Source organism: Paraburkholderia sp. EG304 (assembly GCF_046543485.1).
Taxonomy (GTDB): domain Bacteria; phylum Pseudomonadota; class Gammaproteobacteria; order Burkholderiales; family Burkholderiaceae; genus Paraburkholderia; species Paraburkholderia youngii.
Genome location: NZ_JBKGUA010000031.1, coordinates 1 through 13,617 on the forward strand (window position 1 = coordinate 1; position 13,617 = coordinate 13,617).

Consider the following 13,617-nt stretch of genomic DNA (forward strand, 5'->3'; position numbering starts at 1 on the left):
ATGCGGTAACCAACCCGCGGATATCAGTGTGACCCACCGTCGAGACGTACTGCTACGTCGCCCTCAGGAAATTCAGATGTACCCAGACCGAGAACCGATCGCGATTGACACGGAAAGTCATATCAGTCCAAAAACACGTTAGTCAATCAAGGAACCCGCGATGAAAAAAACCCTGGTCGCCGCCGCGCTGTGCGGCGCCTTCACGATATCGGCGCACGCCCAAAGCAGCGTGACACTGTACGGCCTGATGGATGCCGGCATCGTCTATACGAACAATCAGCTCGGCCACAGCAACTGGCAGCTCGCGAGCGGCACCACGCAGAACACGGTATTCGGCCTGAAGGGTTCGGAAGACCTCGGCGCGGGTCTGCACGCGGTTTTCAAGCTCGAGCAGGGCTTCATGATGAACAACGGCGCGCAGGCGTTCGCCGGCAGAGCGTTCGGCTCGCAGGCATGGCTCGGCCTGCAAAGCGATTCGTACGGCACGCTGACGTTCGGCCGCCAGTTCGACGTAATGAACGACGCCGTCGGCCCGCTGACGGCTGGCTATAACACGTGGGGCGGCAGCCTCGCCGGGCATCCGTTCGAAAACGACAATCTCGCCGCGAACTCGGTCGTGATCAACAACTCGGTCAAGTACGCGAGCCCGCTGTACCACGGTCTCACGTTCGGGACGATGTACTCGTTCAGCAACAAGGCCGGCGGCTTCGCGAACAACCGCTCCTACGGCTTCGGCCTTGCGTACGCGCGGGGCCCGTTGAACCTGGCGGCCGGCTACCTGCAGTTCAACCACGCAGGCAACGGCGCCGGCGCCGTGACCACCGCCGACACCAGCGCGAACTTCATCGCCACGCGCCAGCGCGTGTGGTCGCTCGGCGGCAACTACACGTTCGGACCGGCGAGCGTCGGCCTCGTCTGGAGCCATACGCAGATCGACGACGTCGCGGGCGTGTTCTCGTTCGGCACCGGCAGCTATCTCGGCGCGACCGGCGACGCCACCGGCACGCTCGGCGGCTCGCTGCGCCTCGACAACTACGAGGTAAACGCGAAGTACGCGCTGAGCCCCGCCTGGAGCGTATCGGGCGCGTACACCTTCACGCATGGCGCGTATAACGGCTCGTCGCCGGCGTGGAGCACCGCGATGCTGCAGACCGATTACGCGCTCAGCAAGCGCACCGACTTCTACCTCGAAGGCGTGTACCAGAACGCCCACGGCGCACCGGCCGATTCGGTGTTGTCGCACGCGATGATCAACACGCTGTCGCCGTCGTCGACGAATTCGCAGGTCGCGGTCACGGTGGGCATGCGCCACGCGTTCTGATGCTTGCGCGGCGCGGGCGTGGCGCGTGGCGCGTGGCGCGTGGCGATAGTGCGACGCCCTCACGACTGCGCCGCCGCGACCACCTGCGACGCGATCGCATGATGCTGGCCGCGTCGCGAGCGGATCGCGTGAATCTCCTCGATCACGCCGTCCGCGGGGCCGAGCCAGCGCAAGCCCCGCAACAACGTGAGATCGTCGGCGCCGAGCTCCGCCAGCGGAAACACGCCGAGCCCGCGCGCCGCGAACACCGCCATCAATGCGCTGTCCTCGAATTCGCCGACGACGCGCGGCCTGATTCCCTGCGCCTCGAACCAGCGGTCGAGCCGCGCGCGCAGTGCGCCGTGGCGGGTAGGCAACAGCACGGGCAGGTCCGCGAGACAGTGCGGAAAGCCGGCGCGCGCCGACTTGCGCACGATCTGCGCGGGCCCGTACCAGTCGACCGGCGAGCCCGCGACGCGCTGGCTCAGCACGCGCAGGTCCGCGCCGGGCGGCGCCGGCTGACAGGCGAGCACCAGGTCGAGCCGATGCAGCGCGAGCTCCGACAACAGTTGCGCGGGCTCTCCCTCGTGACACAGCAGCCTTAGCGACGGCGTGGCCAGCACCGGCGCAAGCAACGCATGCGCGGCGAGCTTCGAAATCCCATCCGACAAACCGACCGCGAGCCGCACCGAGTCCGCGCCGCTCGTCTCGCGCATTTCGTCGAGCAACGCCTCGCCCAGTTGAAAGATCTGCTCCGCGCGATTGAACGCCTGCTCGCCTGCCTCGGTCATCGCGACGCCACGCCCCGCCGGCTTCAACAGCTGGCGTCCGAGCGCTTTCTCGAGCTCGCGAACCTGCGCGCTGATCGTCTGCACGGCCATGTCGAGTCTGGCGGCCGCGCGCGCGAAGCCGCCTTCCTTCACGACGATCCAGAAGTAGTACAGGTGACGATAGTTGAGCATGCGGATCCGATACTTCGAAAAAAACGAAATGTCGTTCAGGTTATCACTGGTTCATTCGAACCGAGAACAGGCCGATGATGGCGGTTCCGCCGCTCGCGGCGCACTCGCTTGCCCCACATCATGGACTCCCTGTTCGCACTCGTTGCCGATCCCGCCGCCTGGGCCGCGCTGGTCACGCTGATCGTGATGGAAATCGTACTCGGCATCGATAACCTGATCTTTATCTCGATCCTCAGCAACCGCTTGCCGGAAGCGCAACGCGCACGCGCGCAGCGCACCGGGCTGCTGCTCGCGCTGGTGCTGCGGCTGATTCTGCTCAGCACCGTCGCGTGGATCGCGAAGCTGACCGCGGTCGCGTTCACGCTGTTCGATCATGGCTTTTCGTGGCGCGATCTGATCCTCGTCGCTGGCGGCCTGTTCCTCGTGTGGAAAGCGACCACCGAAATCCGTCAGCACATGATTCCCGATGACGAGGTCACCGCGAAATCCAGCTCGACCGTGCAGCTGACGATGGCCGCCGCGATCGGTCAGATCATCCTGCTCGACATCGTGTTTTCGGTCGACAGCATCATCACCGCGGTCGGCATGACCGAGCACCTGCCGATCATGTTCGTCGCGGTGATCGTATCGATCATGGTGATGCTGTTCGCGGCGCAACCGCTCGCGCGTTTCATCAATCGCAATCCGACCATCGTGATGCTGGCGCTGAGCTTCCTGCTCGTGATCGGCATGACGCTGATCGCCGATGGTTTCGGCTCGCACGTGCCGAAGGCCTATATCTACGCGGCGATGGCGTTCTCCGCGTTCGTGGAGGGGATGAACATGCTCGCGCGGCGCGCGAAGACGAAACGGCTGGCAAGCAACGAGGAGTAATGCCGTGATGAAATGCCCGGCGGCTTGGCGCAAGCAGCTTCCAGCCGCCGTTGACGCGTCAGCGCGCCTTCCTGCGAGCGCCCTTGCCGGTCGTCGCGGCGCGCGGCGCTTCCTTCTCGACCGGCGCGGCGCCGCTCATCTGCTCGAGCAACGACAGCGTATCGACATACGACAGAAACTGCTTCAGATACCCCGGCGACAGCTCGCGCATCAACGACAGCGCGCGATGCACGAGGCTGCTCGAATTGAGCGGCCCCGCGTTGCCGGGCACCTGCGCGAGCGACTGACGCAGCTGCTTTTCGGTGCGGACTTTCGACCAGACTTCGCGGAAGTAGTCGAGCACGGGGAGTTCGGGATAGGCGGCGGCGTGCGGAGCGTCGGCCCGCGCGTGGTGGCGGGCGAGCTGTTCGATCAGCGCCGTGAGCGTGGCGTCGCTGGGCGTGTCGGCTTCAATGGGAGTGGCTTTCAACGCGCTCTCGGCCGCGGCTGCACGCTCGACCTCGGCCGTATATTCGGCCAGTAATGCCGCCAACCGTTGCTCGATCACCCGTCGCGTCTCGCCGCTGTGCCGCGCCGCGCGCCGCGCAAGCGCTTCGAGCAGATGAAAGCGCAGCGGATCGAGCCGATCCGCACCGCTCGCGCGCCATGCATCGAGCGTCGCGCGAGCCGCGTCGATTGCGTCCTCAAGCACCGGACTTCTCCGCCGTCGCCGCGCTCGACGGCCGCGGCACCGGCGCGATTTCGACGCGGCGGTTTTTCGCGCGGCCGGATTCGTCGGCATTCGAACTGACCGGCTGCTCGGAGCCGAACGCCGCCGCAAACACCGATGACGCCGGCAAGCCCTCGTCGATCAGCGCGCGCGTGACCGTCAACGCGCGCTGCGCCGACAGCTCCCAGTTATCGGCGAAGCGTCGATTGCCTTCGCGCAGGCGTTGATCGTCGGTGAAGCCGCTGACCATCAGGATCTGATCGCTCGCGCGCAGATACGCGGACAGCGGACCGGCGAGGCTCTTCAGCAGCGCGCGGCCCTCGGGCTGCAGCTGCGCGGAGTTCAGCGCGAACAGCACATTGCCGCTAATGCCGATGCGGCCATTGACGAGCGTCACGCGCCCCGCCGCGAGCGGTCCCGCGAGCGCCTGCTCGAGCGTCTTGCGGCGCTGGGTTTCGGCCTGGCGCTGCTTGACCTCCTGCTCGAGCTTGTTCGATAGCACGAGCTGCATGCCGATCACGCTCACCAGAATCAGCACGAACGCGCCGACCAGCACCGACATCAGATCGCCGAACGAGGCCCAGACCGGCGCGGCCGTTTCCACGCCGCCGTCGATGTCCTCGCTCATACCGCGTCGGCTCCGGCGGTCGCGCGCTGCGCGGCCAGCAACTGCAGGTCTTCGACGATCTGCTTCTGCGACATCACGCTGAGGTCGACCACGTCACGCGCCTGCGCGACGTAGTAGGCGAGCTGTTCGTCGCTACGGGCAAGCGATTTGTCGAGCGCCGCTTCGATGCGTTCGAGATGCGCGACCAGCTTGTCGTTCGCTTCGCCGAACATGCCGACGGCCGCGCCGAATGCTTCGCCGAGGCTCGCGACTTCCACTGCGCTGCCGGTGACCTGCGCGGCGACCGTGCCGAGCTTGCCGGTCTCGTGTTCGAGGTGCTCGGTGAAGCGATTGCCGACGCGTTCGAGCAGATCCGCCGACGTGGAGACCAAGGCATCGACGGCGGTGCGCTGCTCGGTCGACGCGTGATTGACCGCGTCGAGCAGCGTTTCCAGCGTGGCGAGCAGACGGCTGCGCTCTTCCAGCATCGCGGTGTCGCGGACCATGCTGTCGGAGAGCTTCTGGCGCAGTTCCGCGACGACTTCGGCGGCGGCCTTCGGCGCTTCCGATGCCGCCTGCACGAGGCGCTCGATCTCGGCGATCGTCGCGCTGGCATGCGATTGTGTCTGCGCGGAGATATCGCGTGCGGTTTGCGCGAGCGCGTCGCAGATCTGCTGCTGACGGGTCGCCGTTTGCGAACCCGTTTGCTGCCATTGTTCGCTGAGCTTTGCGGTCATCGCACCGAGCGCTTCGGTCCACGCGGCGAAGCGCTGTTCGTCGCGCGCGGCGAGTTCGGCTTGCAGGTTTGCTGCCGCCTTCGGTGCTTCGGCCGCTGCTTGCACCAGTCGATCGATTTCGGCGATCGTCGCGCTGGCATGCGATTGTGTCTGCGCAGAAATTTCGCGCGCCGTCTGTGCAAGCGCGTCGCAGATTTGCTGCTGATGGCTGGCGGCTTGCGCACCCGTCTGCTGCCATTGTTCGCTGAGCTTTGCGGTCATCGCACCGAGCGCTTCGGTCCACGCGGCGAAGCGCTGTTCGTCGCGCGCGGCGAGTTCGGCTTGCAGGTTTGCTGCCGCCTTCGGTGCTTCGGCCGCTGCCTGGACCAGTCGATCGATTTCGGCGATCGTCGCGCTGGCATGCGTTTGCGTTTGCGCAGAAATTTCCCGTGCCGTCTGTGCAAGCGCGTCGCAGATTTGCTGCTGATGGCTGGCGGCTTGCGCACCCGTCTGCCGCCATTGCTCGCCAAGCTTCGCGCCCATCGCGTCGAGCGCCTCCGCCCATGCGCCCAAACGCTGCTCGTCGCGCGCGGTCAGTTCCGTCTGCAAGTTCGCATGCGAGCTACCGACAGCACTCAGCAACGCCGCGGCATGCTGTTCGAACGTCGCGGCGGCGCGCGCCAACGCCTGTTCGTTGTTGGCGGCGAGCTTGTCGCCCGCGCTTTGTTGCTTTGCCAACGCGTCGCCCCACGCCTGCGACATGCCGCTGGCCGTCGCTTCGAGCCGCGCGGACACGCCGTCGAGCAACGCGGCCGAGCGCTGTTCGAACGCTTCGGCAACGCGTTCGACAGAAGCGCGCTGTTGCGCGGCCAACTCGTCGCTCGCCTGCCGATGTCCGGCGAGCGCGCTGCTGCAAATCTCGGCGACGTTCGCGCTGGTCGCCGCGAAGCCGCTCGACATGCCGTCGAGCTGACGCTGCACGGCCTGGGTCACCGCTTCGTGCAACGCGGCGGTCTCGCGCGACAGGCCGGCCATCGTCGCTTCGACGACCGGCTGCAGGGCTCTGCCCGCGGCCTGCGCGCTGCCGGCCACGCTATCCTTCAGCGACTGTTCGATCACACCGGCCAGACGCAGATAAGCGGCTTCGGTGCGGCCGTAAAACGCGTCGAGGCTCGCGATCTGCCGCTCGTTCGACGCGGCGCTCTGTTGTTCGAGCGCGCTCATCATCGTCTGCAGACGTTCGACCAGCAGCGGCGTCGCTTCGGCCTGGCGTTGCAGCAGCCGGAAGCTTTCGTCGCGCTGATGGCTCTGCGAGTACACGCGCAAAGTCGTCGCGATCTTCACGTCGAGCTGTTGCGCCGCTTCGAGCCGCTCGCGGCGACACAGCGCCGACAACAGCCCGAGCATCGCCGACGTCGCGACACCCGCGATCGACGTGCCGAACGCGAAGCTCAGCCCCTTGACCGGCGCGGCCAGCGATGCGCGGATCGCCTGCAGGTCGCTCGCGCTCTCCAGCGCGAGGCCGGTGCCGCGCAGCGTCATCACCATGCCGAGCAACGTGCCGAGCATGCCGAGCAACACCAGCAGGCCGACCAGATACGGCGTCAACGCGGGTCCCGGCAACGCGACGCGCTCGCCTTCGACGCGCAGCCGCACGCTATTGCGCAGACTCGGATGGATGGGTTCGAGAAACGCGCCAAGGCTCGGCGGTGGTCCGGACAGCGCGGAGAGCGCGCCCGTCAGCGTGGTAGTCGCCTGACTATAGCGGCGCAATTCGAGCGCGCCCAGCACATAGAACCCGCCGATCAGCAGCGTGACGGCGAACGCGAGCGGATTGGAGACGGCGTAACCAACGGCGATCCAGCACGCCGCGGCGAGCCCCGCGAGAAATACGACGAGATCGATACGATATCTGGACATGGGGTCCCAGTTAGCAGGCGCGAAGAGCCGCGAGCAGCCCTTCGACCGGTTGAAAACGAACATCCAGCTCGGCCAGCAAAACGCTTTGCATGTCCTTGCGGAAGGCGTCGAGCCATGCGTCGGACGCGAGCGGCGCGGCAGCGTTGCTGGCGTCGGTCGCTTCCGCCTCCGCGCCCCTCCGGGCCTCCCCCTCTTTCAAGCGCTCGAAGTGCCCGCCGAGCAGGCCGGGCACCGCGCCGAGCAAAGTCCGCTCGCGCTCGCCGAGCGCACGCTCCATCACCGCATCGACGACCGCGAGCCGCGCGAGCGCCGGCGCTTGCGTCGCCAGCAGCGCGCGCAGCCGGCCGCGTAACGTGCCGATCGCCGTTTCCATCGACTGCTGAAGTGCGAGGTAGCGCTGCCGGAACACCGCGTAATCGGCCTGCGTATCGACGGCCACGCGCGGCGCCGACATCCGGGCGGACAAAGGTGGCGAGCTACGCCGCCGGGAGCCCGCGAGCACGCTATCGCTGGCGATTGCGCTCACCAGCGAGCGGCGCACACGCGTGCACTCTTCCTCTTCCACGCGGCCGAACGCGCGCGCGCCGCCAGCGACGGCCGGCGGCTTGCCGTCGAGCGCCGATGACAACGCGATAGCGTCGGTCCAGCCGAGCCACTGGCTCAGCCGATCCGCCAGCGATTGGCGCGATTCGGCGACGTCGGCCTCGGCGAGACGGGCCAGTAAGCGAACGAGCGCGGGCCCGCTGAGGGCGCTGCGCTGAGGGGCTTGCAACATACCACCGGACGCAAAAAAGTCAGCAGTTTACACGCTGAGGCGAACGAATCCGAAGTCGCTCGCTCGATCGTGCGTCGAAAGACACGGTTTTGCCCGATCGAACCTGGCATTCGCGCGTTTTCACCGAGCGCGTTTTTTTGCCGATAGCGAAGCGAGCCTATCCCTGTATAAGATGAAAGCTGGCGCCTCGCCTCGCACTGAACACCGCGGAGCGTCGACAACACACGGAACACGCAAGGCGGACAGGGAGCATGAAATTCGATACCGTGGTGCTCGGCGCCGGCATTGTCGGGGTATGCGTCGCCGTGCATCTGCAGAAGCGCGGGCGCGCGGTTGCATTGATCGACCGTAAGCAGCCGGGCAACGAGACGTCGTTCGGCAACGCCGGCCTGATCCAGCGCGAAGGCGTCTATCCGTACGCGTTTCCGCGCGGGCTCGGCACGCTGCTGCGCTACGCGCGCAACCAGTCGCCCGACGTGCGCTATCACGCCGACGCGATGCTCCAGGTTGCACCGTTCCTATGGCGCTACTGGCGCAACTCACATCCGGCGACGCACGCGGAAATCGCGAAGTCGTACGCGACATTGATCGAACATTGCGTCAGCGAACATCGCGCGCTCGCCGCTGACGCCGGTGCGAGCGCGCTGCTGCGGCCCATCGGCTGGATCAAGGTGTTTCGCAACACCGCCGCGCGCGATGCCGAAATCACGCTTGCCGAACGGTGGCATCGCGAATACGGCGTCGAGTTCGAAACGCTCGACGCCCCGCGCCTGCAACAGCTCGAACCCGATCTCGACAAGCGCCTGCAAGGCGGGCTGCGCTATCCGCAATCCGATTCGGTCAGCGATCCGAATGCGCTCGTCACCGCGTACGCGCGGTACTTCGAAGCGCTCGGCGGACGGTTCTTCATCGGCGATGCGGATACGCTTCGCGAAGGCTGGCAGGTCGATACGCGGGACGGGCCGATCTCGGCCGCGTCGGCGGTGATCGCACTCGGGCCGTGGTCGGATCGCGCGAGCACGCGGCTCGGGTATCGGCTGCCGCTCGCGGTCAAGCGTGGCTATCACATGCACTATGCAGCGCGTCGGACCGCACACCTCAACCATCCTATTCTCGACGTCGACCACGGCTATGTGCTCGCACCGATGGCGCGCGGCATCCGATTGACCACGGGCGTCGAAATCGCGCGCCCCGAAGCGGCCAAGACGCCGGTGCAGCTCGATGCGGCCGAGCCCATCGCGCGCACGCTGTTTCCGCTCGGCGAACGTCTGGACCCGGAACCGTGGATGGGACGGCGCCCGTGCACGCCGGACATGATGCCGATCATCGGCCCCGCGACGAAACATCAGGGGCTGTGGTTCGCGTTCGGCCATGCGCATCATGGTCTGACGCTCGGGCCGGTGACGGGGCGGCTGATCGCCGAGATGATGACCGGCGAGCAGACGCTGGTCGATCCGCGGCCGTTTCGGGTCGAGCGGTTTTAGCCCGGATGGTCAGAGAGCGGCTCGAGCGAGCGCCTGATCTTGTTACTTCCATGAAGGAAACGACGGACAAGAGTGCCCGCAACGGGCCTCTTGAACGACCGGTTTTTGCCCTCTTCCGCAACTGGGCAAGGACAGCGGTTCTCAAAACCCGCTCCTCGCCATGCCCCGGGAGCCATCCTTTCACAGCCAGGCTTTGCGCGAGATAGCCGACAACTACCCGACTTCATCGCTCAATTTCCCTCGATTTCACTCTCAACCTCGCGTTCACCGCACTCTTCCCCAGCCAGCTCCCGCCAAAATATCTATTGAGAACGCTTCTCAATTACGCGGCAATTGAATAGAATTCGCTCGAAATCACTTTGTAATAAAAATGGAATGCCCGGGTAAGGAAACTGACCCCGCCCTGGCTTCCCGAACTCGACGGGGATAAACATGAAGTTGCGGTCCGACGATCCGAAGCTCGGCAAAATCAGCACGACACTATGCGGCGTACTGGCCGCCGGCCCCGCCCTTGCGCAGGGCACCACGGCCGGCGCGCCGCCCGAGCGCGAGGGCCAGCTCGCGCCGATTTCCGTGCAAGGCCAATCGGACGATGGCTTCAAGACCGATCACTCCGCATCGGTCAAATTCACTGCACCGCTCGTCGATACGCCGAAATCGGTCACGGTGATTCCCGAGGAGCTGATTCGCAGCACCGGCGCGTCGACGCTGACCGAAGCGCTGCGCACTGTGCCCGGCATCACGTTCGGCGCCGGCGAAGGCGGCAACCCGCTCGGCGACCGGCCGTTCATTCGCGGCTACGACGCGCAGGGCAGCACGTTCGTCGACGGCATGCGCGATATCGGCGCGACCACACGCGAAGTGTTCAACATCGAAAGCATCGAAGTGACGAAGGGTTCGGACGGCACGTTCGGCGGCCGCGGCGGCGCGGGCGGCAGCATCAACCTGATCACGAAGACGCCGCATCTGGGCACGACCGCCGACGGCAGCGTCGGCCTCGGCACCGACCGCTATCGCCGCTTCACCGCCGACGGCAACTGGCAGATGGCCGACCACGCGGCGTTCCGCCTGAACGTGATGAGCCACAACAACGACGTGGCCGGCCGCGACGCGGTCAACAACGAGCGCTGGGGCATCGCGCCGTCGTTCACGTACGGTCTGGGCACGCCGACCCGCGTGACGGCGAGCTACTACCATCTCACCACCGACGATCTGCCCGACAGCGGCATTCCGTACTTCTACACGACGACCAACAAGCCGGCGAACGTCAGCACGATCTTCCCGGCGCCGGTCGACCGCCACAACTTTTACGGCCTGATCGACCGCGACTTCCGCAAGACGAGTTCGGATATCGGCACCGTGCGCATCGAACACGACATCAACGGCGAGCTGACGATCCGCAATACGACGCGATACACGAAGTCGACCCAGGACTACATCTGGACCCAGCCCGACGACAGCCAGGGCAACGTGGTCAACGGCAAGGTGTGGCGCCGCGCGAACACGCGCGCGAGCAACGTGTACAGCCTCGCGAACCAGACCGAACTGTTCGGCGAGTTCAAGACGGGCTTCCTTAAGCACAGCTTCACGACCGGCATCGAGTTGTCGCGCGAAACCAGCGTTAACGATTCGTACACGGTGGCGGCCGCGACCGGCGCGATCTGCGCCACCAATGGCATTGGCGCGGCGTCGGGCTATAACTGCACGAGTCTCTGGACGCCGAATCCGAACGATCCGTGGGCCGGATCGATCAGGCAAACCAACGACCCGAGCGAGCAGCGCACGACCACCAAATCGATCTACGCGTTCGATACGATCGAATTGACGAAGCGCTGGCAGGCCAACGTCGGCCTGCGCGTCGACGATTACTCGACCGATCTGCGCACTACCGTCGCCAACGGCGCGGCGCGTGTGTCGCGCGACGACACGCTGTTCAACTACCAGTTCGGCCTCGTGTTCAAGCCGGCATCGAACGGCAGCATCTATGCGTCGATCTCCACGTCGTCGACGCCGGCTGGCGCACTGCTCGGCCAGGGCAGCGAAACGCAGTCGCTGATTCCATCCCGCGGCGTTGGTCCGAACGCGGCGCTGTTGTCGCCGGAAAAGAACCGCAGCGTCGAAGTAGGCAGCAAGTGGAACGTGCTCGACAACAAGCTGTCGCTGACCGGCGCGCTGTTCCAGATCGACACGACCAATGCGCGCGTCACGCTGCCGGACAACACCTACGCGATGGCCGGCAACAAGCGCGTGCAGGGGTTCGAGTTCGGCGTGGCGGGTCAGTTGACCAACAAGTGGCAGGTGTTCGGCGGCTACACGTATCTGAAGAGCGAGTTGCGCAACAACGGCAAGACCACGTCGGATAACGGCCATCAGTTCCCGAACACGCCGAAGAACAGCATCAGCCTGTGGACCAACTACGACGTGCTGCCGAAGTTCACGATCGGCGGCGGCGCGTTCTATATGTCGCAGGTGTATGGCGATACCGCGAATCTGCGGGCGGTGCCGTCGTACTGGCGCTTCGACGGCATGGCCACGTATCGCGTGAACAAGCACGTCGATCTGCAGCTGAACGTGCAGAACCTCTTCAACCGCACGTATTACGACCAGGCGTACGCGTCGCACTACGCGTCGATCGCGCCGGGACGCTCCGCGTTCCTGACGCTCAACGCGCACTACTGATGCCGCGCGCGACGAACGAGGTGTCGGTGCGGGCGCTCGCGAGCGTGTCGCGCGATGAACTCGCCGCGATCCTCGCGGGGCCACCCGAGCGTGCCGCCGCGTGGGTCGCGGCGGCCGCGCGCAACGGCATCGTCGAGGCGCAGGCGGTGTACGGGCAGTACCTGTTCGACGGTCACGGCGTCGAGCGCGACGTCGACGAAGCGTTCGTCTGGTTCCGGCACGCGGCGCGGCGCGATCATCCGATGGCGATGAACATGCTTGGCCGCTGCTACGAACATGGCTGGGGTACGGCCGCGTGCGCGCCGGTCGCCGTGTACTGGTATCGGCTCGCGGCGCAAGCCGGGCTCGATTGGGGCATGTACAACTACGCGTCGGCGTTGGCGCTCGGTCATGGCATCGAATGCGATCGCGCGCAGGCATTGCAGTGGTTCTTGCGTGCGGCTGAACTCGGGCACGCGAAGTCGCTGAACTTCGTCGGCAGCTTTTACGAGGATGGCTGGACCGTCGATGCCGATGCGGATATCGCGCTTGACTACTATCGACGCGCGGCAGACGGTGGCGATTTTCGCGGGCAGTTCAATTACGCGCGGCTGCTCGCCGAGCGTGGCGAAATCGCCGAAGCATTGCAATGGTTGCAACGTGTGCCGCACACCGCGACCGGCGCGTTCGTCGCGAAGATGCGCACATGGCTGGCCGCTTCTTCCGTAAGCGCGTTTCGCGCACTCGAACGCAGCCTTGGCGCAAACGCCAATACGAATGCGAATGCAAGCCCCAACATGAACACGCAAATCAGCGCCACGCCAAATCTGGCGCAGGAGCCGCGCACATGATGCTGCATTTACCCGCCGTACTCAGCAAACAGCAGATCGCGCAATGCCGCGAAATACTGGACGCGGCGCAATGGATCGACGGCAATGCAACCTCCGGCCAGCAATCGGCGCAAGCCAAGCGCAACCAGCAGCTGCCCGAAGGCTCGCCCGCCGCGCGCGCGATCGGCGATGCGATTCAGGACGCGCTCGGCCGCAACGCGCGCTTCTTTTCCGCCGCATTACCGCTGAAAGTCTTCCCGCCGCTTTTCAATCGCTATACCGGCGGCGACGGTTTCGGCACGCACGTCGACAATGCGATCCGCCAGCTGCGCGGCACGGACTTCCGCATCCGCAGCGACCTGTCGGCGACGCTGTTCCTCGCCGAGCCCGACACCTACGACGGCGGCGAGCTTTGCATCGAGGACACCTACGGCGTGCATCGCGCGAAACTGCCGGCCGGCGACATGGTGCTCTACCCCGCGTCGAGCCTGCATCACGTGAACCCGGTCACGCGCGGCGTACGCGTCGCGTCGTTCTTCTGGATCCAGAGCATGGTGCGCGACGACGGCCAGCGCGCGACGCTGTTCCAACTCGACAACGACGTGCAAACGCTCGCGGCCGAACGAGGCTCGAACGACGCGACCGTCGTGAGCCTCACCGGCATCTATCACAATCTGCTGCGTCGCTGGGCCGACGCCTGATCGGCGCCCGGCCACGAACCTTCGATGCAATAAAAAACGCCGCGGGCCAACAGCCCCGCGGCGTTTTTCATCGAGCCGGACA

11 protein-coding genes are annotated in these 13,617 nt (G+C 65.8%); 6 read left to right on the plus strand and 5 right to left on the minus strand.

Features of this window, described 5'->3' with window-relative positions; all coding sequences use genetic code 11:
• The first annotated feature begins 160 nt into the window (after positions 1–160).
• Positions 161–1,321, plus strand: coding sequence for a porin (locus ACLFKU_RS28880; RefSeq protein ID WP_410851345.1), 1,161 nt, complete (start codon positions 161–163; stop codon positions 1,319–1,321).
• 59 nt (positions 1,322–1,380) lie between these two features.
• Here the strand turns inward: ACLFKU_RS28880 and ACLFKU_RS28885 are convergent, their stop codons facing one another.
• Positions 1,381–2,262, minus strand: a complete 882-nt coding sequence (locus ACLFKU_RS28885) for a LysR family transcriptional regulator (protein ID WP_410851346.1) — start codon at positions 2,260–2,262, stop codon at positions 1,381–1,383.
• A 120-nt stretch (positions 2,263–2,382) separates the two neighbouring features.
• Here ACLFKU_RS28885 and ACLFKU_RS28890 point away from each other — a divergent pair, with 120 nt between their 5' ends.
• Positions 2,383–3,135 (plus strand): TerC family protein, encoded by a 753-nt coding sequence (locus tag ACLFKU_RS28890; RefSeq protein ID WP_410851347.1) that lies wholly within the window; start codon positions 2,383–2,385, stop codon positions 3,133–3,135.
• 58 nt (positions 3,136–3,193) lie between these two features.
• Here ACLFKU_RS28890 and ACLFKU_RS28895 read toward each other — a convergent pair whose 3' ends face one another.
• Genes ACLFKU_RS28895 through ACLFKU_RS28910 form a run of 4 tightly spaced genes read right to left on the minus strand, consistent with a single transcriptional unit; the run spans position 3,194 to position 7,862 of the window.
• Positions 3,194–3,826: a DUF2894 domain-containing protein gene (locus tag ACLFKU_RS28895; RefSeq protein WP_410851348.1), complete on the minus strand. Its 633-nt coding sequence runs from the start codon at positions 3,824–3,826 to the stop codon at positions 3,194–3,196.
• Positions 3,819–4,472, minus strand: coding sequence for an OmpA family protein (locus ACLFKU_RS28900; protein WP_410851349.1), 654 nt, complete (start codon positions 4,470–4,472; stop codon positions 3,819–3,821). The genes ACLFKU_RS28895 and ACLFKU_RS28900 overlap by 8 nt, the downstream gene beginning before the upstream one ends.
• Positions 4,469–7,087, minus strand: coding sequence for a DUF802 domain-containing protein (locus ACLFKU_RS28905; RefSeq protein WP_410851350.1), 2,619 nt, complete (start codon positions 7,085–7,087; stop codon positions 4,469–4,471). Before ACLFKU_RS28905 ends, ACLFKU_RS28900 begins: the two co-directional genes overlap by 4 nt.
• A gap of 10 nt (positions 7,088–7,097) precedes the next feature.
• Positions 7,098–7,862: a DUF3348 domain-containing protein gene (locus ACLFKU_RS28910; RefSeq protein ID WP_410851351.1), complete on the minus strand. Its 765-nt coding sequence runs from the start codon at positions 7,860–7,862 to the stop codon at positions 7,098–7,100.
• 251 nt (positions 7,863–8,113) lie between these two features.
• Here ACLFKU_RS28910 and ACLFKU_RS28915 point away from each other — a divergent pair, with 251 nt between their 5' ends.
• The 4 genes from ACLFKU_RS28915 (at position 8,114) to ACLFKU_RS28930 (ending at position 13,535) form a co-directional block, all read left to right on the plus strand.
• The gene (locus tag ACLFKU_RS28915) at positions 8,114–9,346 is read left to right on the plus strand and encodes an NAD(P)/FAD-dependent oxidoreductase (protein ID WP_410851352.1); all 1,233 of its coding nucleotides are present in this window, start codon (positions 8,114–8,116) and stop codon (positions 9,344–9,346) included.
• A 432-nt stretch (positions 9,347–9,778) separates the two neighbouring features.
• Complete coding sequence (locus ACLFKU_RS28920) at positions 9,779–12,025, plus strand: TonB-dependent receptor (protein WP_410851353.1); 2,247 nt, start codon at positions 9,779–9,781, stop codon at positions 12,023–12,025.
• Positions 12,025–12,855, plus strand: coding sequence for a tetratricopeptide repeat protein (locus ACLFKU_RS28925; RefSeq protein ID WP_410851354.1), 831 nt, complete (start codon positions 12,025–12,027; stop codon positions 12,853–12,855). The genes ACLFKU_RS28920 and ACLFKU_RS28925 overlap by 1 nt, the downstream gene beginning before the upstream one ends.
• Positions 12,852–13,535 carry a Fe2+-dependent dioxygenase gene (locus ACLFKU_RS28930; RefSeq protein WP_410851355.1) on the plus strand — a complete coding sequence of 228 codons (684 nt, stop codon included), beginning with the start codon at positions 12,852–12,854 and terminating at the stop codon, positions 13,533–13,535. Before ACLFKU_RS28925 ends, ACLFKU_RS28930 begins: the two co-directional genes overlap by 4 nt.
• Positions 13,536–13,617 lie beyond the last annotated feature (82 nt).